Source organism: Salinadaptatus halalkaliphilus (assembly GCF_006543045.1).
Classification (GTDB): Archaea; Halobacteriota; Halobacteria; order Halobacteriales; family Natrialbaceae; genus Salinadaptatus; species Salinadaptatus halalkaliphilus.
Genome location: NZ_RBZW01000033.1, coordinates 90434 through 108628, shown reverse-complemented (window position 1 = coordinate 108628; position 18195 = coordinate 90434). Strand labels below are relative to the sequence as shown.

Genomic DNA, 18195 nt, shown 5'->3' with positions numbered 1-18195 from the left:
CGTTCACTCGAAGTACTCCGCGACGATCTCGTCTTCGAGATCCGGATCGGCGAACGCCTCGAGCAACGGCGGGACGGTCGTGTACGCGACGGAGCCGTAGCCGTCGTAGACGTCCTCGAGGATTCGTGTTCGCGGGAGGAGTCGATCGATACCCCGTCGGACCTCGGTGCGATCGAAGGGCTCGAGGTAACGGGGGTAGATCAAGAAATCGAACTGGCCGGCGACGGTGCGTTCGACGGCGAACGAATCGTCGTCGACGAAGCCGCCGACGCTCTCGGTCGGGACTCCCGTCGCGAGGTCGATCTCGCCGGTCTCGAGGGCGGCCTGTCTCGAGGCCGGTTCGTCGATGATCCGCATGCGAACCGTCTCGATCGGCGCCTCGGCGGGGACATCGTCGTCGCCGTCGAACCAGTGATCGTCGAAGCGCTCGAGATCCCAGTACTCGCCGTCGCTTCGATCGGCGAACTCGTAGGGGCCGGTGCCGACCGGCGTCGCGGAGAGGTCGACGCCGTCGTCCTCGTCGGCCGCGAGCGGAACGATCGGCAGGCCGACCGACGTTTCGAAGGGGCCGTAGGGTTCGGTGAGGTGTATCTCGAGGGTCGTCTCGTCGACGATTTCGGTGTGGTCGTACCACTCGAAGACATCGTTTTCGCGGGGCGTCCCCTCGTAGCGATCCAGAGAGAATCGGACGTGTTCGGCCGTGAGCGTCTCGCCGTTGTGAAAGTTAACGTCCTCGCGTAGATCGAATCGGTAGGTAGTCTCCTCGAGTTGGGTCCAGTCGGCCGCCAGTTGGGGCTGCGGCGTACCATCGAAGTCGACCGCGAGCAGTCCCTCGTAGAGCAGCCCCGTCGCCATGTTCGAGGTCGTATCGTGCATGTTGATCGGGTCAGTGTTCGAGACGACCGCGACGGCGTCGCCGACGAGTTCGCCGCCGTCGGCGTCGGTGGAGACCCCTGCATAGGGTGCATAGACCGACTCGTACTCGCTTCCCGGAAGCGGATACTGTCGCCAGTCGTCGATGCTATCCTGGCGATACACCGTCACCGACTCGCCAAACCGGATGGGCGACACCGGCACGTGTTCGACGAGTTCGCGCTGCAATTCGGCGTAGATCTCGCGACGACGGTCCGGATCGTCCTCGGCGAGTCCGTCTTCGATCAACTCGTCGACGCCGTCGGCGGCGAAGTGATTGAAGTTGAGGCCGGCCGGCGCGTGATTGGCCGAGTGAAAGAGCGGTTCGACGTAGGAGTGGGGGTCCCAGCCGCCGCTGACATCCAGCGAGACGAGTGCGTTCTCCTCGTTCTCGGCCATGTTGAAACAGAGCTGCTCGTACTGGCTCCACTCGAGGGATTCGAAGCCGACGTCGAACAAACCGGTCTCGTTCAGCGCGTGCTGGACGAGTTGCGTCCAGCGCACCCGCTCGCTGTTTTCGGCGTTGGCGTAGATCGTCGTCTCGACCGGTGGCTCGATCCCCGCCGCCTCGAGTCCGCGCTGGATCTGCTGGGCGCCCTCGCTATCGGCGTCGATTCTGTCTTCGATCGCGGTGATACAGCCGGCCAGCCCAACCGTCGCCGTGGCCCCTGCCCATCCGAGAAATGCCCGCCGGGTTCCTGCGTTTGCGTGCCCCTCCGACCCGTCCATACCCCACCTCACACACGCCGGTGTAAATAGACTGTTGGACGCGGCGGCGACCGGTCACCGCATCGAACCGATCGTCATACGGACTGCTGCGTGCCGTCTCCGGCACAACCGCGACAGCCCCGTGGGTGCGCCAGTCTGTCGTTACAGTAGATCGATCAGTCGTCGCCCGTCTCGTCGACGATGACGACCTCGCCGTCGACGACGTCGACGTTGATCAGCGTCTTGACATCGCGGCCGGCGTCGTCGACCTTGTTCTCGCCGCCGACCTTCTTGATGACCGCCACGGTGTCGACGACCTCGGCACCGATGCCGTCGAGCGCCTCGAGGACGGCCGCGAGCGTGCCGCCCGTCGAGAGCACGTCGTCGAGCACGAGGACGCGCTCGCCCTCGCGGACATCGTTGATGTACATCTCGTTTTCCGAGTAGCCGGTTTGCTGGGAAATCGCGACCTCGTCCTCGAGCCCGTACTCGCGTTTCCGGATAACCGTCAGCGGAATGTCGGTCATCAGCGAGACGGCCGTCGAGATGTGGATCCCCATCGCCGCCGGGGTGACGATTCGATCGACCGCCTCGAGTTCGGCCTTGCGGATGATGCCGATGACGATCTCGCGAAGCAGTCCCGGATCGAGCTTCGGGAGCCCGTCGCTGATCGGATGGACGAAGTAGTGGTATCCGTTCTTCTCGATGATCGGCGCCTCGAGGAGCGACCGCTTCAACTGATCCATGTCGCAGGTCGGTCGGTAGTAAAGTAAAAGTTGACGATCCGTCCGGTTCGGATTGGATTTTGCCTCCTCTCCGAGCCGTTGGAGGCATCGAACCGATACCCGCCAACTGGTTCGACCCAGCAGTGCAGGCGTGGGAAGCCGCTAGTCGTCGGTCCCGTAGCTGAGTTCCGGTGGCTGCGTGCCGTGGCCGAGCCGCATCGTCCGCTCGTGGTAGATGTGGACGATCGCGGTCGCCGTCACCGTCACGGCGACGATCCCCATCCAGGCCAGATTCGAGAGCACCGTCAGCGGATAGATTCCCATCCACAACGCCGCGACCAGCGCACAGCTGATCGCGCCCAGTGAGAGATACAGCTCCCGCCAGGCGAACTCGTGGCCGGGGACGATCTCGAGGTAGACGCTGATGTCGTGCGTTCGCGTGGTCGAGGCGATGACACCCTGGTCCGAGTCGAACGTGAGGATCCCTGCCTCGTCCATCTTGGGCAGATGCGTCTGTTGGAGGGTCGTGTAGACGCGCTTTCGTTGGGCTGGCGTGACGCCCTCGAGCGTGGTATCGTACTCCCAGGCGGCGACCTGTTGGGCGAGATCCCCGAGTTCGACCGGTTGATCGTCGCGTTTCAGATAGTGAAGGACGTACCGCCGTCGCTGGTTGCGAAGTACCTCGAAGATCTCCCCTTTTGGCAACTCCTCGAGCTCCGCGGACTCGACGTCGTCGGCGGGAGGTTCACGCTGTTGTAACGCCATATGAGGTACTGCAGAGAGCGATTGTTCGATATTTCTTACGCGAGCGGATTCCCATTACATCGTGGCATGAACGCCTCCTATATAATTCCCCTGACCCCCTCGAAGAAAGTCCGTTCACCCTGTCGGCGCCGATCCATGACTCCCTTCATACGACCCACTGTGGTCAATTCCGGCGCGACCACGAGCCGTGATTTGGTTGCCGGAACACAGCGAGAACCGTTCGTCTCATTCGCCGACGATCGCCGCGATCGAGTCGGCGATTTCCCCGCCCAATCCCGCTTTCGTGCCCTCGTACCGTGCCGCAGTGTCTGCATGTACCAGCAGCGCCGCCGTCGTCGACTCCCCCATCACGCTCGCGTCGTTAGCGATGACGAACGCCAGGTTCGTTCGCTCCAGGGTCTTGCGAGCCTGTTCGATCATCGCCGATTCGTCGCCCGACGTTTCAGCTTTGAACCCGACGATCGGCAGGTCGGGATGGCGCTCGCGAATCTCGTCGATGAGCTTCGGCGTCGGCTCGAGCTCGAGGGTGAGCTGTTGGCCCGACCGGATCTTCCCGTCGCTCGCATCGACAGTGTAATCCCCGATAGCGGCCGCCGAGACGAGCGTATCGGCCATTTCACAGGCAGTCTGGGTCGCCTCGAGCATCTCGTCGGCGCTTTCGACCTGGCAGACATCGGCGTAGGAGACGTCGGGGCCGTCGTGAACGAGGGTGACATCCGCGCCACGGGCGTAGCACGCCTTCGCGACCGCCCGTCCCATCGTCCCCGAGGCGCGATTCGTCAGCACCCGAACGGGATCGATCGGCTCGCTGGTCGCGCCGCTGGTGACGACGACGTGGCTGCCCTCGAGCGGTCGATCGCCAGCCGCGCGGGCGACATCGGCGACGATGGCCTCCTCGCTCGCGATCTTCGCTTTGCCCTCTTCGACGCGGGGATCGACGAAGTCGACGCCCCACTCGGCGACGGTGTCGATCGCCTCGAGCACGCCGGGGTGGTCGTACATCGGCTCGTGCATCGCGGGTGCGATCACGACCGGCGTGTCGGCACCGAGTGCGGTCGTCGCACACGTCGTGACGGGCGTGTCGTCGACCGCGCCGGCGATCTTGCCGACCGTGTTGGCGGTCGCCGGCGCGATCAAGAACACGTCTGCCCAACCGTCGTAGCCACAGAGCTCGACATGCTCGACGCTACCCGTGATCTCCGTGACGATGTCGGTATCGGTCGCGAATTCGACGGCCCACGGATGGATAATCCCCTGTGCACTGGCGGTCATCACGCCGCGAACGTCGGCGCCCTGTCGTCGCAACTCGTGGGCCAGTTCGACCGTCTTGACGGCCGCGATCGACCCCGTCACCCCGAGCGCGACGTTGACTCCCTCGAGCATGTGCGTGGTGTTCGCACGGAGAGCGTGTTATACTGTTCGCTGTCGATGCGTCGCTCTGCGGTCACGGTTGATCGCGTCGCCACCGTCCACGTCGCCGTTTCTGAGCCATCTACGCCACTGATCCCGAACGACCCACGTCACCGATTCGGCACCGCCCCGTCGACGATCTGGCATCGTTCAGGTCGATCGCAAACCGTCAGTCGTCCGCGTCGACGGTCGGTGACTGGGCGTCGTCGCTCTCGCATTCGAACGCCTCGAGTTGGCGCTGGAGGGTCGCGGTTCTGTCGGCCAGATCGTCGAGTTGCGAGCGAACCTCGGCCACCGTCGTCGTGCTCTCCTCGGCGCGATCCGCGAGCGATTCGCTCCGCTCGGCGATTGCTCGAGCGCGATCGGCGACCCTCGTGACGGCGTCGACGATCGCTTCGGTCGAACGCGCGCCGTCGTCGGTCGCAACGGCCACCTCGTCGACCGAGGTGTCGACCGTTTCGACCGTCTCCGAGAGCGTCGAAAACGTCTCGCCAGCATCGCTGACCGTCGTCTTTCCGGTCTCGAGACGTGCCTTGGTTCGGTCCATCTCACGCTGGACGCGTTCGACGTCTTCGACGGTCTCACCGATGGTCCGTTGGATTGCCGTAGAGTGGTCCTGGGTCTCGGTGGCGAGGGCTTTGACCTCGTCGGCCACGACGGCGAATCCCTCACCCCCATCCTTGGAATGGGCGGCTTCGATGCTCGCGTTGAGCGCCAGCACGTTCGTCTGGTCGGCGATGTCTTCGATCAGCGCCGTGCTATCAGCGACGTCGTCCATCCGATCGTCGAGGACGGTGATCAGGTCGGCGAGTTCGTCGATGCGCTGCTCGATCGCCTCGATCGCCTCGATAGCTGCCGTCGCTGACTCGTTACCGTCGGCTGCTGCCGCGGCCGCGGTCGCCGCCTCGTTCGAGACCTGATCGGCGTTCGCGGCAATCTCCTCGATCGTCGCCGAAAGATCGCCCAGTTCGTCGGTCGAACTATCGAGATCCGAGGCCAGATCACGAAGCTCAGTCGCGAAGTCTCGAACGTCCTCGGCCTGTCGTTGCTGCTGGCGCTCGAGTGTGACGGCGTCTGACTGAACCGACTGGGTCGCGCTCTCGACGGTGGCTGCGAACTCGCGCAGATCGAGTACGGTCGCCGCGAGTTCGTCGGTCATCTGTTCGAACGCGTCGCTGATCTCCTCGATGGCCTCGATGTCGGTGTCCGTGGGCGGTTCGGCCGTGAAGTTTCCGTCTGCGACCGCATCCATCGAAGCGGCGACGTCCGCCGCGTGGACCAGCAGCTGCTCGTTCAACTGCTCGACCTCCTGCTGGCGCGCTCGGGCCTCGGCCGTCGCGGCTTCGGCCTCCGCTTTTGCCTCCTCGGCGTCGGTCTTTGCCGCCTCGATCTCTGCGCGTCGCTCCTCGAGATCCTCTATCTCCTGATTGCGCTGCCGGAGGTGCTCGAGTTGTGTCTCGGTCTCTTCGCGTGCGCGCCCGATCGACTGCCAGTGGAGGACGATCGCGGCGGAGAGGCCGAGGACGAACACGGCGTGGATGATCGCCCACCCCCACGGGTTCTCGATCGCCGGCGAGTGATTGTAGACGGCACCCGGTGCGATCATGCCAAAGAGACCGTGCTGAACGGCGACGTAGAGAATCGCCAGCAGGAAAGGCACCCAGTCCTCGTAGACCGCGATGACGCCTACCATCACGAAGAAGTGAAAGTGCGCTTCGATGAACCCGCCCCAGAAGTGAGCGAGCACGGCTGAACACGTCATCAATCCGAGTGCGGCGAACGGCTGAACACGTCATCAATCCGAGTGCGGCGAGGACGGTTCGTGTGCGCCGACGGAGTCGCGACCAGCTAGCAAGCAGCGCCAACACGCCGATCGCACCGACCTCGAGTGCTACGATCGAGAGCGGAGCGGCGCTGTAGGTTGCCCCCGTCAAGTACGGATCGTAGCCGTCGTACAGCCCCAGCGCGACTAGTATCGGTACGTGCGCCCACAGGAGAAACAGAATGGACCGATGCCGGCCGTTCCAGGTGTTCTCTCCGATCGACTCTCCGCGTGGGACGTACCTGACGAACTCCTGGACGGCCCGACGCAGTTCGGCCGTGTCGATCGCCCGATCCGTTATTCTTCCGACTCTGCCCGACATACACCGTTGCTGTGTTCATATCGAAAAGTACGTTTTGTCCGTCAATTCTACATTTTTGCCGCTTCCCAAAGCGACCGACGGGTACAGTTGTCGGGAGTTGTCCGCTTTCGGAAGCCTTGAGAGACCCTATTAGAAATACTGATCGTGGCTCGAGTACGACTGTTCGCCTCTCTCTGTGGTCTCGTCTTCCTCCTCAATCTCGCCAGGATCATCTTCGCGCCGTTGCTCGACGTGTTTATCGCCGAGTTCGCTATCGGCGAGGCGACGGCCGGACTGATCGTGACGCTGGCGTGGGTCGGCAGCGCCTCCCTTCGGCTGCCGACCGGCTGGTTGCTCACGAAGGTTCCCAGACATCGGGTCGTGCTCGCCTCCGGCGTGATCCTCGCCGTCTCGTCCGGGTTTACCGCGACCGCGGTGACGGTCCCACATCTGATGGTCGGGGCGTTCGCCATGGGGGTCGCCTCCGGAATTTATTTCGTTTCGGCGAATCCGCTGTTGAGCGAACTGTTCCCCGAGCGCGTCGGTCGAATGGTAGGCATTCACGGGATGGCCGGCCAGCTCGCCGCGGTGATCGCCGCGCCGCTCGTGATCCTCACGATGGTCGTCGACTGGCGACTCTCGCTGTGGACGATCGCCGTCGGCGCGGCGGTGATGACGGTCACCACGTGGGTTGCCGCGGGACGCACCGATCTGCCGGATGCTGGCCGTGAAGACCGCGACTTCGTCGCCGGCGCGCTCTCGGAGTGGCGACTCATCGTGACGGCACTGGCGACCGTCGGACTGGCGGTGTTCGTCTGGCAGGGCGTGTTCAACTTCTACGAACTGTACATGCAGTCAAAGGGACTCTCGGGCGGGGCGGCGGGCGCGATGCTCACCATCGTCTTCGCCGCGGGCGTCCCCGCGTTCTACGTCGGCGGCGATCTTGCCGACAGACTCCCGCAGATACCGTACCTGCTCGGCATCGTCGCGACGTTCGCCGTGCTCCTGTTTGCCCTGACTCACGTCGAGGGACTGCTCGCGCTGGTCGTCCTCTCGAGCGTGATCGGCTTCGTCGTCCACGCGCTGTTCCCGGCCGTCGATACCTTCCTCCTCGAGGCGTTTCCCGACTCGACGCGGGCGAGCGCCTACGCCGTGTTCAGTTCGGTCTGGATGCTCACCCAGGCGGTCGGCTCGTCCGTGCTGGGGTGGTTTATCGAGTCCGGGTTCACCTACGACGAGGTGTTCGCAAGCGCCGCGGTCGTCCTCGTCGCCACCGTCGTCGTCCTCGCGACCCTTGAGCGGACGACGGGGTTGCCCCGGTGAGGACGAAGCCACCCCACGTGATACGGATACTGCCACGGTGATATGCACAAACGTGACTATTCTCACTCGAGCAAAGAGCAACGCTTACAGGTTCGTGCGTGTGGCTATCGACTATGTCAGAAACCGTGCTCCTGATCGGCGGCGGCGGCCGCGAACACGCCATCGCTCGCGCGCTCGCAGGCAGCGAGGCGCGTTGCGCCTCGAGCAGTCGGGCTGCGTCCGAGGACAGCGAGGCGCGAGGCGACAGCGACGCCGAGCTCTATGCCTGTGCGGGCAATCGCAACCCCGGCATTGCCGACCTCGCCGCCGGCTTTGAGACGCTCGAGACGACCGATCCGGACGCCGTCGTCGACTACGCCGAGTCCGTCGACGCGACGCTCGCCGTCGTCGGCCCCGAAGCGCCGCTCGAGGCAGGTGTCGCCGACGCACTCGAGGACGCCGAGATCTACGCCTTCGGCCCGAAGGAAGCCGACGCCCGGATCGAGACGGACAAGGCCTTCCAGCGGGAGTTCATGCAGGACAACGACGTGCCGGGCTGTCCGGACTTCGAGACGTTCGAGGACATGGACGCCGCCTGCGACTTTATCGACGAGTACGACGGCGACCTCGCGATCAAGCCGGTCGGACTGACCGGCGGGAAAGGCGTCAAGGTCATCGGCGACCAGGTTACTCCCGAGGAGGGCAAGGCCTACATTCGCGACTCCGACTACGATCGGATCGTCCTCGAGGAACGACTCATCGGCGAGGAGGTCACGATCCAGGCGTTCGTCGCCAACGGCACGGTCGAGACGGCGCCGGCCGTCCAGGACCACAAACGCGCCTACGAGGGCGACGAGGGACCGAACACCGGCGGCATGGGAAGTTACTCCGCCCCGACCCGCGAACTGCCCTTCATGACCGAAGCCGACTACGAAGCGGCGGTCTCGATCATCGAGGGCACCGTCGACGCCCTCGAGGACTACCGGGGCATCCTCTACGGCCAGTTCATGATCACCGCCGAGGGGCCGAAAGTCGTCGAGTTCAACGCCCGCTTTGGCGACCCCGAGGCGATGAACACGCTGCCCGTCCTCGAGACCGACTTCCTCGAGGTTCTCACGGCCGCTCGAGACGGCGAGGCGGTGCCGACACTCGAGTTCGCCGAGCAGGCGACGGTGTGTAAGTACGCCGTGCCGTCGGGATACCCGACGGACCCCGAGGCCGGCGCGAAGGTGCAAGTAGACGAAGAAAGCGCGGGCGACGCACTGCTTTACTACGCCAGCGTGGACGCCCGCGAGGACGGCATCTACACGACGACCTCGAGATCGTTCGCGCTGGTCGGCGTCGCGGATTCGATCAGCGAGGCCGAAGCAATTGCCGAGGACGCGCTCGCGGTCGCCGGCGAGGAGGGACTGCACGTGCGCCACGACATCGGGAAAGCCGATCTCGTCGAGCAACGGATCGACCACGTCGAGGAACTGCGACGCGAGTAACGACGATCGCTCCCGGCGCTCGTCAGTCTCGCGTCGCTTCGTCTTTCTTCGGTCGTCTACTCGTTTTCTCGCGCGTGGTCGTCTCCGAACTCGTCGGTTTCCTCACGCACCGACGACTGGAGGTCGTCGACGCCAGCCTGAAACGCCTCGGTGTCGACCGACTCCTCGAGGGCCTCCCGGTCGGCGACGGCCTCGAGACCGCCCTCGTCGACGGCCTGCTGGATCGATTGTGCGTCGATGGCCGACTCGAGGGTGTGTTCGTCGGCCTCTGTCGTCGACCGAAGCGCACGTCGGACGAGGACGTATCCTGCCAGGACGGCGCCGCCAGAGGCGACCGCACCAGGGACGCCGTAGCGTTTGTAGCCGAACGTTACCGCTTTCTTCCCAACTGTGAACGCCCCAATCATCGTAGTGGACGTTTGCACGGACGCAAAAAGAGGTCGGTGCTTTCGTGTGCGACGATCGAGACACGAGGGCGGCTCGTACGAACCGGTGTAACGATGTCCCGCCGATCGCTGACCCGTTCGGGCGATCGGCAGTAAGCGATTACAACAGCTCGTCTCACTCGAGGATCCTCTCTGTCCACCCGGTCGTCACTGTCGCCGAGCGAGTACGATCGAGTACAGAATCAGCGAGAGTCCGACGAGCTCCGCAAGCATCGTCGAGAGCGAGATCAGATACGGTTCTCCCAGTCGGGCCATGACGATCGACAGGAGGACCTGCACGAACGTCAGGAAGGCGACGCCGACCGCGAGCGCCAGCATCGGATGGCTACGGTTGTTTCGGTATCCGATCATCGCAAGCGTCGTGATGACCAGTCCGAGAACGACCCGGCCAAGCGACAAGACCGTCAGCATATCCATCGCCACCTGTTGGGAGACGCCGACCATCACAACCCCTCCCAGAGATCGGTAAACGCGTCCGCGAACTCGCGTGTTCTCGATTTCGTCGACAGACTAACGTCGTAGACACCGTCGGTGAGTTCGACCGTCAGTCGCTCGAGTCGGGCGCTGTACACCGCAGTGTGGTGACCGTCGGCGTCGATCTCGGTTCGCGTCTCGAGCAAGCCACACGTCTCGAGGTCCTCGGTCCGTCGGTACACCGTCGAGAGCGACATGTCACACTGATCGCTGAGTTCGGTTGCTGTCATGGATTGCTGGCTCGTGGCCGCGAGTATCGTCCGCGCGTACTCGTCGTCGAGGAGGGCGAACACGGCAGCGGGGTCACAATCGTCGGCCACGAACGATCATTTTGGCCGACACGAAATAAAGGTCGTTTCACGTTTGCTGGCCCAGCGAACGGACCGGCCCGATCGCACCTCTAGATGACGATCAGTACCGACGCCGCCGCCCCGCCGAGTAACAGCAACGCGCTGTAGGCCGCGACCTGATTCCGAAAGTCGTGATTGGCCGACGTCGAGGCCAGCAGCGCCTTGACAACGATACTCGAGACCGTCGCCAGCAGGATGGCGATCGTCGCTTCTGCGGGGCCGAGTTGCCCGCCGCGATAGAGGACGACAGCCGACGTGGTCGCGCCGGCACTCGAGACGAAGCCGCTGGCGATGGCGGTCGCGTAGAAACCGAGGGTGCCAAACCAGGTCTCGGCCAGTGATCCGAACACGAGCACGATCAGAAACACCGCGCCGAAAGCCAGCGCGTTGGTCAGCGAGAACGGACTCTCGAGTTCCATCGGCCCGGACTCGCGCCAGTCCGCTGTCAGGGCAGCGACGATGAACGCCAGCAGGATAACCGCTCCCAGCGGCACGATCGCCTCGAGGAGGATGGCTGTCCCGCTGCCCACCGTAAACCCGACGGCGATGGCGAGATTTCGGGCTGCCATCGCGGCGTTTGCCAACAGGATGGCGGCCACGGCGTAGGACCCCGCCTCGGGTCGCTGGCGGACGTGATCGAGCATCGTCCCGACGACGGCCGTCGAGGAGGCCAGTCCGCCGAAAAAGCCCGTCACGGCGATGCCACGCCCGCCGTAGGTCGAGACGATCGCGTAGTTGACGATGCCGATTCCCGCGACGGCGACGACCATCAGCCAGATGACCTGGGGCTCGAGCGGGATCGTCACCGGGCCGAGATCGAGGGTGATCTCGGCGGGCAACAGGGGGTAGATGACGAACGCGAGGATGGCGAACTCGGTCGTCGAGCGCATCTCCTCGCGGGTGAGTCCCCAGGCGAACTCGTGGAGTTCGCGTTTGAGCACGAGCAACAGCGACGAGAGGACGGCGACCGTAATTCCCTCGATGATGAAGCCGGCCGCGACGAGCGCGCCGACGCCGTAGGCGACGAGCATCGAGACCGACGTCGTCAGCGAGAGCCCGGCGTCTTCCTCCCCGAGCAATCCCTGTACCGCGAGCAACACGCCCTGGACGATGACGAGCAAGCCGCCCAGAATCAACAGGCTCTCGCCGATGTCGGTCTCGAGGACTAGTAGGGTAAAGACCGCCGCAAGCAGGCTAATGAGCGAGAAGGTTCGAATGCCGGCGGACTTCTGGGACCACTCGCGCTCGAGGCCCAGAAACATTCCCAATGCACCTGCCAGAGCGATCCGGACCACCGTCTCGTCGAGTGGCGCGTCCGCCAGTTGGAGGGGAACCTCGTTCACTTCCTGACGTTCCTCGCGAGATCATATAAGGGGTCTGCTGACTCGAGCGCAGTGCAAACGCAGATCGGTCGCCAAACCGATGGTCGGTGACTCGTCCGTCGCCTATCGGTCGAAGCTTCGAGACCGATTAGAGGTCGACGTATTGGGCTTCCCACTCGCGGCGGGCCTCGAGTTCGCGCTGGCCGCGCCGGGTGAGGGTATAAAAGTTCGTTCGACGGTCGCGACGGCCTTTCTCGACGAGCCCTTTGTCGACGAGGGTATCCAGGTTTGGGTAGAGCCGGCCGTGATGAATCTCCTTTTCGTAGTACTCTTCGAGTTCTTCTTTGATCGCCAATCCGTGTGGTTCCTCCTCGCCAGCGATGACGTAGAGCAAGTCACGCTGAAATCCTGTCAGGTCGTACATTGGGAACGTACCACCCGTACTTACTGTCGAATTTTAATAAGGCTATCGGGTTTTATCGAGCGAAACCGGAGCCTTACTGGCGAACGAAAGACGTGGAAGGCTCAACCAAAATGATAACTACCGTGACGTATCGCGCACTGGTGGTTGCATAATATGAAATTCATGTTTACACTCCAGTGGGTTTCTATTCGTATTCTTATACTCTAAGACGCCGAATGAAGGCCGATTCGCTCGTCATTAGATGGGTCTCGACGCTACCAATTAGTGTCTCGTAGTAAACAGGAAAGCAGATCGCGTGACGGGAAAAACGTCACGCGATCGCTTGCCGCCCTGAATTGGTCCCCGCTGACGCTTCGGCCCTCCAAGCGAAGCGTCACCAGACAAATTCCGCTGTGCATACTTAAAGGTAACGACACAGCCTCGAGATGTGATACGTTCGTTCACTTCGGGTTACATGTGTTCTTCTTCGAGCACCCAACCGATAGCACGCTTGTAATAGGTGAACATCCGTTTGACGCCATCGTGACTCATCTCCTCGCTCTCGAGGTGTTCTGTGAGAAATTCGTACTGCTCGCGGATTTCGTCTTCGTCACGCATACCACATGTTAGCGGGCCGAACCCAAAAAGGTCATTGGGACGTTTCGACTCGAGCGCACACGACCGCTCGTTGCACCTCGTCTGACGATATAAGTGGGGCAACGGTATGGTGTCGGGCAGTAATCATGTTTCAGTCGTTACGATAGTTGCAGTCGTTACTATCGTTTGCCCGGCAGTATATCGGCGGTTGTACCGGGGACTGCCACCGACGGTCCGTACGAGTCCGTGAGACCTTTTGCTTGGATTCGCCTACGCTGGGACATGAAGATCAGGGGCGAACGCGAGTGCACATCCTGTGGCACCCGGTGGTCGTACTACGAGACGGGGTCGATTGGCTGTCCGGCCTGTGGCAGTCTCCAGAGTGTCGGCCTCGACGAACGCACCGAACACACCGATCTTCGGGTCGCGTTCGACCTGACCGAGGTGCGGGCCGATATCGACGACGTCCCGACCGAAGACCTCGCCAACCGGGCCCACGAAACGGCTCGTGAGTACGTTCGCCAACGCGGGTTCATCAAGGCGGGAGCGCTCCAGCCACTCGACGATACGTACCTCGTCGCGGCCGAACTTCGCCACGTCGCCGACGCCGTCTCTCGGCGCCGTTCCCTCGAGGAGCGAGAGGAACTGTACTTCCTGTCGTTGCTCCGGGATGCAGACGGCGGCGACCGCCCAGCCGTCGACGAGGTTCCACAATCGCTTCGTGGCGGACGGGGGCTCGCGTACGCAAACGCCGTTCGGGAGTACCGCCGAGATGTCCGCACCTGGGCTGCAGACCGGGACCACGCGACGAGCGAACGACAGGCCGTCGAAACCCTGGGCGAGCACGTCAAGCGCATCCGCATGCTCGATGGCGACGTCGAGCCACGGACGGCCGAACAACTAATCGAGGCTACCCGCGAGCTCGCCGACGGTCTTCGCGGTGACGATGCCGCGCTCACCCGCGCCCAGGATCGCCTCGAGCGCCTCGAGGTCGGCGGCGTCGATACGTAACCGGTGCCGAAAAGCGGGGATCGCTCGTCACTCGTCGTACTCGTCGTCCGACGATGGCGGTTTGCCGTCTTCGAACGCGACCTCCTCGCCGGCGTGGGGTTCGATGTGACTCAGAATCTCGTGTGGGACGTAGCCGATGTTGTACCCCTTCTCGTCGTGCAACACCACACCTTGTTCGTACTCCCGGAAATCGAAGCAGTTGATCTCTTCGTAAGCATTCCCGGGTTTGAAGACGACTTTCATGCCACACGCATCAACGGACTGGCCATTTTCGATACGGCCTGCAACTGCCGGCTCGCAAACGCTCGAGCAGCGGCTGCGACTCGAGTGCCTCCACAATACAATCAGTAATCTGCTCGTCACATACGGTTTCCTGTACGTCGTTTCGGGCGCACTCGTCGCTCGGGCCGCGGGTACGCCGGTAAACCGTTACAGTAATCGGTATCTCAGGTCCATGGCGTTTATGACCGACGGCAAAGCGCGGCTGCTGAACGTGTTCGTCCTTGAGATAGCCGTCTTGCTGTTGGTCCCGCTGCTCGTGTTCGGACTCGGTCTCGCGGCGGTCAGTGGGACGGAACATTTCCTGCCGGGTCTCGGACTCGGTGCTATCGTCGGCGTCGGCGCCGCGGCGCTCATACGGATTGCTGTAACGATTTACCGGCGCAACCGCCGCCCGGGTCGCGGTTGCGCCGGCAATGACTTACAGTAAACCGTATCAGACGAGAGATCCGCGGCGTCCGAACGGCCTCGTGAGTGGCCCTCGAGCGGTAGCATTACCAGACTGCACGCCGACTACCCGCTATGAGCGATTGGATCGGTGATCGATTCACCAGCGACATCGGCTGGACCCATCTCGAGGGGCTAGTCGATATCGGCACTCGGATGGCCGGCAGCGACGGCGAACGCGAAGCGGCGATACTGACACGAAACGCGCTCGAGCAGGCAGGGGCGCGCGAGGCCCGACTCGAGTCGTTCGAGATCCAGGGTTGGACGCGCGGCGAGAGTGCAATCGAAGCCGACGACGAACGGCTTCGATCGATCGCGTTGCCGCGAAGTCCGGCCGAGCGCGTCACGGCGCCGCTGGTCGATCTGGGCTACGGATTGCCCGAAGACTTCGAAAATCGCGACCTCGAGGGATCGATCGTCGTCGTTCGCAGCGACATCCCCGACCACGCCGAGCGGTACGTCCACCGCCGGGAGAAGTACTATCACGCCGTCGAGGCCGGCGCCGCTGGCTTTGTCTACCGAAACCACGTCGCGGGCTGTCTCCCGCCGACCGGCAGCGTCGGCACCGACGAGAACCCGATCGGCGATATTCCGGCCGTCGGCGTCTCGAGCGAGGTTGGCGCCCGACTCGTCAGGCGCTACGACGGCGACGAGATCACCCTCGAGGTCGAGGCCGATATCCACGACGCCGAGAGCCAGACCGTCCGTGCCCAACTCGGTCCCGAGACCGATCGACGCGTACTCGTGACGAGTCACGTCGACGCCCACGACATCGCCGAGGGTGCGCTGGACAACGGCGCGGGAACGGCGATGGTCGTCGAACTCGCTGCCGCACTCGCCGCCCGCGAGGACGACCTCGAGAGCCGCGTCGAGTTCGTCGCCTTCGGCGCCGAGGAGGTCGGCCTCGTCGGCTCGACGCGGTACGCCGAATCCTGTGACTGCGAGGCGATCGAGGCGGTCATCAACCTCGACGGTGTCGTCGGCAGCCGCACGCTCTCGTGTCAGACCAACGGCTTCGACAGCCTCGCGGCCGCCGCGAACGCCGTTGCCGACCGCTACGGGCACCCGATCGAGGTCGTACCGACGCTCGGCCCCCATAGCGACCACTGGCCGTTCGTCGAACGCGGCGTCCCCGGCTATCACGTCTCCTCGAGCGACGACAGCGTCGGCCGCGGCTGGGGTCACACCGAAGCCGACACGTTCGAGAAACTCGAGCGACGGACCTTCCGCGAGCAGGCGATCTTGCTGACCGCACTCGTCGTCGAGCTCGCGGGCGAGGCGCGAACCGTCGATCACCGCGAGCCCGACTCGATCGCGACTGCGCTGGCGGAGCAGGGTCTGGCGAAAGGCATGCGGATCACCGGCGATTGGCCCTTCAAGACGTAGCCCACGACCAGTTCCGACGATCGCTTTCTCGGCTCGGAATCCGACACCTTTTGACCGGGCCGGGAGAACGCCGACGTATGAGCCGCGCGTGGGAGCCTGGGGACGAGCCAACCGTCGGCGTTCTCGAGCCCGATGACGGGCGGACGCCGCTCGATGTCACCGCCCTCGAGGGCGTCTGCGATACGTGGGATGCCGAGTTCGTTACCGGTGGAATCGAGGACGTTCTCGCCCTCGAGCCGACGGTCGTGATCGTCCCCGACGAATCGACGCTGTCGGCAATCGCGCGCGAACGCCTCGGCTGTCCGGTGCTTCCGACGGGCTCGATCAGCGGTATCGAGTCCGCTGAGCACGACCGGGCTGGTGTGGCACTCGAAACGGCACTCGAGGGCGACGCGACCGTTCGCCGCCACCAGTTGCTCGAGGTCGCCATCGAGCCGACGACCGACGGGAGCGGCGGCGAGAGCCACAACGAGCACGGCACTCTCGAGGCGGTCGAGTCGACTCGAGCGGCGTTCGACGTGACGCTGGTGACCGACGAACCGGCGCGAATCTCCGAGTTCGGCGTCGAGAGTCGGGACGAATCGGTCGCGTCGTTCAGGGCCGACGGGGTCGTGGTCGCGACGCCGGCGGGGAGCCACGGATACGCAAGCGCCATCGACGGGCCGGAACTCTCGCGGGTCGTCGACGGCGTCGCAGTCGTCCCGATTGCGCCGTTCGTCAGGCGGACGCGACGATGGGTGCTCCCGACCGACGACCTCGTGTTGACCGTCGAGCGCGACACGGGAGCGGTCGCACTCGTCGTCGACGGTGAGTCGATCGGAACGATCGGTGTCGGTAGCCGCGTCGTTATTTCGCCCGGCGGGTCGGTCGCGACGCTTTCGGCTCCCGTCTCGCAGTAACGAGCCACGTCGCTCCGAAAACGAGCAGCGATCGAAGGGAACGGCGGGCGATCAGCTGTTGTATGGTTCTTCGTCTCGGTGGTCATCGGGGTTCGTGTTCTCGAGAGCGTCGTTTTCCCGGTCGGTCGACTTGTGCTCGATATCCTGTCGTCGCCGTTCCTCGTCGGCTTGCTCGCGGGCTTCCTGTTGTTTCTCGGGAAGTTCGTCCTCGTCTTCATCTTCGGATCGTTCTTTCGCGAGTTCGATGTCCCGTCCGTGCTCGTCTTTGCCGGTCTCGTCAGTATCGTTGGCCATTGTAGTCCCGACCGGAAGTATCGCCGGTCGTCGAAACAGTGTTGGGCTTGCGATGGTCGGGTCCAAACACGCGCTCGAGGCCGCCGTTACCAGGGGTCGCCCGAAGCGAGGTCGATCTCGCTGTCGCCCTTCTCGGAGGGGCAGATGTCGGCGAGCACGCAGTCGTGACAGTCCGGATTTCGGGCCATACAGGTGGCACGTCCGTGGTCGATACAGAGGTGGGTAAACTGCTGCCAGTAGCCCTCCGGAACGATTTCCATCAGCTCCTCCTCGATGGACTCGGGGCGCTCCTCCTCGGTCAGGCCCAGTCGCCGCGAGAGCCGCTGGACGTGGGTGTCGACGACGATCCCCTCGACGACGTCGTGGCCGTGCTGGAGGACGACATTTGCGGTCTTGCGACCGACGCCCGAGAGCGCTGTCAGTTCGTCCATCGTATCCGGCACCTCACCGTCGTGTTCCTCGAGGATCGTCTCACAGGAGTTCTTGATGTAGCCGGCTTTGCTGTTGTAGTAGGTGATCGAGTTCAGGTCTTCGGCGAGTTCGTCTTCGGGAACGTTCGCGTAGTCTTCGGGGCCGTCGTACTGCTCGAAGAGGTGTTTCGTCTCCTCGTTTACCCGTTCGTCCGTACACTGTGCCGAGAGGATCACCGCGATCAGCAACTCGAGGCGGTTCGCGTACCGCAGCGAAATCGTCGAGTCCGGATACTCGGTCTCTAAGCGGTCGACGACCTCCTCGGCCTGCTCCCGGCGGGTTTCTCGAGGGGTTCCCATACGGATGTGGTTGGAGTCGGTCGGTTTCAGCGTTCGGTTTTCGCGGGCCGATCCATTCCGACCGAGAAGGTCGATGCCCTTT

At 63.7% G+C, this 18195-nt stretch carries 20 protein-coding genes; 6 read left to right on the top strand and 14 right to left on the bottom strand.

Annotated features, from left to right (window positions below; all coding sequences use genetic code 11):
* Positions 1–3 precede the first annotated feature (3 nt).
* From D8Y22_RS13360 to D8Y22_RS13340, 5 genes are all read right to left on the bottom strand, one after another.
* On the bottom strand, positions 4–1641 hold the full coding sequence (locus tag D8Y22_RS13360) for an ABC transporter substrate-binding protein (RefSeq protein WP_141465198.1): 1638 nt from the start codon (positions 1639–1641) through the stop codon (positions 4–6).
* 155 nt (positions 1642–1796) lie between these two features.
* Positions 1797–2366: a hypoxanthine/guanine phosphoribosyltransferase gene (gene hpt, locus D8Y22_RS13355; protein WP_141465197.1), complete on the bottom strand. Its 570-nt coding sequence runs from the start codon at positions 2364–2366 to the stop codon at positions 1797–1799.
* 141 nt (positions 2367–2507) lie between these two features.
* Positions 2508–3110 (bottom strand): DUF7344 domain-containing protein, encoded by a 603-nt coding sequence (locus D8Y22_RS13350; RefSeq protein ID WP_141465196.1) that lies wholly within the window; start codon positions 3108–3110, stop codon positions 2508–2510.
* Between the two features lie 225 nt (positions 3111–3335).
* Complete coding sequence (gene coaBC / locus D8Y22_RS13345) at positions 3336–4493, bottom strand: bifunctional phosphopantothenoylcysteine decarboxylase/phosphopantothenate--cysteine ligase CoaBC (RefSeq protein WP_141465195.1); 1158 nt, start codon at positions 4491–4493, stop codon at positions 3336–3338.
* A 196-nt stretch (positions 4494–4689) separates the two neighbouring features.
* Positions 4690–6282: a methyl-accepting chemotaxis protein gene (locus tag D8Y22_RS13340; protein WP_217350887.1), complete on the bottom strand. Its 1593-nt coding sequence runs from the start codon at positions 6280–6282 to the stop codon at positions 4690–4692.
* Positions 6283–6808: 526 nt separating this feature from the next.
* On the opposite strand from D8Y22_RS13340, the gene D8Y22_RS13335 reads away from it, so the two are divergent.
* Together D8Y22_RS13335 and purD are read left to right on the top strand one after the other, a co-directional pair.
* The gene (locus D8Y22_RS13335; RefSeq protein WP_141465194.1) at positions 6809–7966 is read left to right on the top strand and encodes an MFS transporter; all 1158 of its coding nucleotides are present in this window, start codon (positions 6809–6811) and stop codon (positions 7964–7966) included.
* A 113-nt stretch (positions 7967–8079) separates the two neighbouring features.
* Positions 8080–9435: a phosphoribosylamine--glycine ligase gene (purD, locus tag D8Y22_RS13330; RefSeq protein ID WP_141465193.1), complete on the top strand. Its 1356-nt coding sequence runs from the start codon at positions 8080–8082 to the stop codon at positions 9433–9435.
* A gap of 56 nt (positions 9436–9491) precedes the next feature.
* Here purD and D8Y22_RS13325 read toward each other — a convergent pair whose 3' ends face one another.
* The 6 genes from D8Y22_RS13325 to D8Y22_RS22420 form a co-directional block, all read right to left on the bottom strand.
* A complete protein-coding gene (locus D8Y22_RS13325; protein ID WP_141465192.1) occupies positions 9492–9842 on the bottom strand; it encodes a hypothetical protein in 351 nt (116 codons plus the stop codon).
* 186 nt (positions 9843–10028) lie between these two features.
* Positions 10029–10325: a DUF7521 family protein gene (locus D8Y22_RS13320; protein WP_141465191.1), complete on the bottom strand. Its 297-nt coding sequence runs from the start codon at positions 10323–10325 to the stop codon at positions 10029–10031.
* Positions 10325–10675: an ArsR/SmtB family transcription factor gene (locus D8Y22_RS13315; protein WP_141465190.1), complete on the bottom strand. Its 351-nt coding sequence runs from the start codon at positions 10673–10675 to the stop codon at positions 10325–10327. Before D8Y22_RS13315 ends, D8Y22_RS13320 begins: the two co-directional genes overlap by 1 nt.
* An 80-nt stretch (positions 10676–10755) precedes the next feature.
* Complete coding sequence (locus D8Y22_RS13310) at positions 10756–12048, bottom strand: MgtC/SapB family protein (protein ID WP_141465189.1); 1293 nt, start codon at positions 12046–12048, stop codon at positions 10756–10758.
* Positions 12049–12175: 127 nt separating this feature from the next.
* Entirely contained in the window at positions 12176–12451 is a 276-nt protein-coding gene (locus D8Y22_RS13305) for a PadR family transcriptional regulator (RefSeq protein WP_005576842.1), read from the bottom strand.
* A gap of 450 nt (positions 12452–12901) precedes the next feature.
* Positions 12902–13048, bottom strand: coding sequence for a hypothetical protein (locus D8Y22_RS22420; protein ID WP_174811851.1), 147 nt, complete (start codon positions 13046–13048; stop codon positions 12902–12904).
* Positions 13049–13309: 261 nt separating this feature from the next.
* Between D8Y22_RS22420 and D8Y22_RS13300 the strand changes: the two genes are divergently transcribed.
* A complete protein-coding gene (locus D8Y22_RS13300; protein ID WP_141465188.1) occupies positions 13310–14038 on the top strand; it encodes a DUF7117 family protein in 729 nt (242 codons plus the stop codon).
* A 27-nt stretch (positions 14039–14065) separates the two neighbouring features.
* On the opposite strand, the gene D8Y22_RS13295 is transcribed toward D8Y22_RS13300, so the two are convergent.
* Entirely contained in the window at positions 14066–14281 is a 216-nt protein-coding gene (locus tag D8Y22_RS13295) for a hypothetical protein (RefSeq protein WP_141465187.1), read from the bottom strand.
* A 220-nt stretch (positions 14282–14501) separates the two neighbouring features.
* On the opposite strand from D8Y22_RS13295, the gene D8Y22_RS13290 reads away from it, so the two are divergent.
* The 3 genes from D8Y22_RS13290 to D8Y22_RS13280 all read left to right on the top strand — a co-directional run bounded on the left by D8Y22_RS13290 (position 14502) and on the right by D8Y22_RS13280 (position 17049).
* Positions 14502–14747 carry a hypothetical protein gene (locus D8Y22_RS13290; protein WP_141465186.1) on the top strand — a complete coding sequence of 82 codons (246 nt, stop codon included), beginning with the start codon at positions 14502–14504 and terminating at the stop codon, positions 14745–14747.
* Between the two features lie 92 nt (positions 14748–14839).
* Complete coding sequence (locus D8Y22_RS13285) at positions 14840–16150, top strand: M28 family peptidase (protein WP_141465185.1); 1311 nt, start codon at positions 14840–14842, stop codon at positions 16148–16150.
* A 77-nt stretch (positions 16151–16227) separates the two neighbouring features.
* Positions 16228–17049 (top strand): NAD(+)/NADH kinase, encoded by an 822-nt coding sequence (locus tag D8Y22_RS13280; RefSeq protein ID WP_141465184.1) that lies wholly within the window; start codon positions 16228–16230, stop codon positions 17047–17049.
* 51 nt (positions 17050–17100) lie between these two features.
* Here the strand turns inward: D8Y22_RS13280 and D8Y22_RS13275 are convergent, their stop codons facing one another.
* Together D8Y22_RS13275 and nth are read right to left on the bottom strand one after the other, a co-directional pair.
* On the bottom strand, positions 17101–17343 hold the full coding sequence (locus tag D8Y22_RS13275; protein ID WP_141465183.1) for a hypothetical protein: 243 nt from the start codon (positions 17341–17343) through the stop codon (positions 17101–17103).
* Positions 17344–17429: 86 nt separating this feature from the next.
* The gene (gene nth, locus D8Y22_RS13270) at positions 17430–18113 is read right to left on the bottom strand and encodes an endonuclease III (RefSeq protein WP_141465182.1); all 684 of its coding nucleotides are present in this window, start codon (positions 18111–18113) and stop codon (positions 17430–17432) included.
* Between the last annotated feature and the right edge of the window lie 82 nt (positions 18114–18195).

What these genes read in the sequence shown, in the direction of transcription:
- D8Y22_RS22420 (WP_174811851.1), bottom strand. Translation starts at nt 13,048, where the DNA reads ATGCGTGACGAAGACGAAATCCGCGAGCAGTACGAATTTCTCACAGAA.
- D8Y22_RS13320 (WP_141465191.1), bottom strand. Translation starts at nt 10,325, where the DNA reads ATGGTCGGCGTCTCCCAACAGGTGGCGATGGATATGCTGACGGTCTTG.
- coaBC (WP_141465195.1), bottom strand. Translation starts at nt 4,493, where the DNA reads ATGCTCGAGGGAGTCAACGTCGCGCTCGGGGTGACGGGGTCGATCGCG.
- nth (WP_141465182.1), bottom strand. Translation starts at nt 18,113, where the DNA reads ATGGGAACCCCTCGAGAAACCCGCCGGGAGCAGGCCGAGGAGGTCGTC.
- D8Y22_RS13295 (WP_141465187.1), bottom strand. Translation starts at nt 14,281, where the DNA reads ATGAAAGTCGTCTTCAAACCCGGGAATGCTTACGAAGAGATCAACTGC.
- D8Y22_RS13300 (WP_141465188.1), top strand. Translation starts at nt 13,310, where the DNA reads ATGAAGATCAGGGGCGAACGCGAGTGCACATCCTGTGGCACCCGGTGG.
- D8Y22_RS13275 (WP_141465183.1), bottom strand. Translation starts at nt 17,343, where the DNA reads ATGGCCAACGATACTGACGAGACCGGCAAAGACGAGCACGGACGGGAC.
- D8Y22_RS13340 (WP_217350887.1), bottom strand. Translation starts at nt 6,282, where the DNA reads ATGACGTGTTCAGCCGTGCTCGCTCACTTCTGGGGCGGGTTCATCGAA.
- D8Y22_RS13325 (WP_141465192.1), bottom strand. Translation starts at nt 9,842, where the DNA reads ATGATTGGGGCGTTCACAGTTGGGAAGAAAGCGGTAACGTTCGGCTAC.
- purD (WP_141465193.1), top strand. Translation starts at nt 8,080, where the DNA reads ATGTCAGAAACCGTGCTCCTGATCGGCGGCGGCGGCCGCGAACACGCC.
- D8Y22_RS13305 (WP_005576842.1), bottom strand. Translation starts at nt 12,451, where the DNA reads ATGTACGACCTGACAGGATTTCAGCGTGACTTGCTCTACGTCATCGCT.
- D8Y22_RS13290 (WP_141465186.1), top strand. Translation starts at nt 14,502, where the DNA reads ATGACCGACGGCAAAGCGCGGCTGCTGAACGTGTTCGTCCTTGAGATA.
- D8Y22_RS13360 (WP_141465198.1), bottom strand. Translation starts at nt 1,641, where the DNA reads ATGGACGGGTCGGAGGGGCACGCAAACGCAGGAACCCGGCGGGCATTT.
- D8Y22_RS13280 (WP_141465184.1), top strand. Translation starts at nt 16,228, where the DNA reads ATGAGCCGCGCGTGGGAGCCTGGGGACGAGCCAACCGTCGGCGTTCTC.
- D8Y22_RS13285 (WP_141465185.1), top strand. Translation starts at nt 14,840, where the DNA reads ATGAGCGATTGGATCGGTGATCGATTCACCAGCGACATCGGCTGGACC.
- D8Y22_RS13350 (WP_141465196.1), bottom strand. Translation starts at nt 3,110, where the DNA reads ATGGCGTTACAACAGCGTGAACCTCCCGCCGACGACGTCGAGTCCGCG.
- hpt (WP_141465197.1), bottom strand. Translation starts at nt 2,366, where the DNA reads ATGGATCAGTTGAAGCGGTCGCTCCTCGAGGCGCCGATCATCGAGAAG.